Below are 461 nucleotides of genomic sequence, written 5' to 3'. Positions count from 1 at the left end.
CCAGGAACAGGGTGTCGTCGCCGAAGGCGGCGGCGGCCTCGCGGCGGGCACTCGCCAACGCCGCAGGCAGATCGGCGGCCTGCTCGACCACCCGCATGCCCTTGCCGCCGCCACCCGCCGACGGCTTGACCAGGACGGGGAAACCGACCTCGGGAGCCCCCGCGATGAGATCCTCATCGGTCAGGCCCGGACGCGATATGCCCGGCACAACCGGGACGCCGAATGCCGACACCGCGGCCTTGGCCGCGATCTTGTCGCCCATTGTGGCGATCGCGGAGGCCGGCGGGCCGATGAACACGATGCCCGCGGCCTGCAGCGCGACGGCGAACTCGGCGTTCTCGGAAAGGAATCCGTCTCCGGGATGAACGGCCTGCGCGCCGGTGCGCTGCGCGGCAGAGACCACCGCGTCGATGTCGAGATAGCTCTGCCGGGCCGCAGCCGGCCCGATCCGGACAGCCACG

At 72.2% G+C, this 461-nt stretch carries 1 protein-coding gene; it reads right to left on the bottom strand.

The genetic code is table 11. The features are described from left to right. On the bottom strand, window positions 1–461 hold a 461-nt coding region (locus RM572_RS29120; protein ID WP_311676355.1), incomplete at both ends, for a biotin carboxylase N-terminal domain-containing protein.

Source organism: Streptomyces hazeniae (assembly GCF_031845485.1).
Lineage (GTDB): Bacteria > Actinomycetota > Actinomycetes > Streptomycetales > Streptomycetaceae > Streptomyces > Streptomyces hazeniae.
This window is presented reverse-complemented; position numbering and strand designations above follow the sequence as displayed.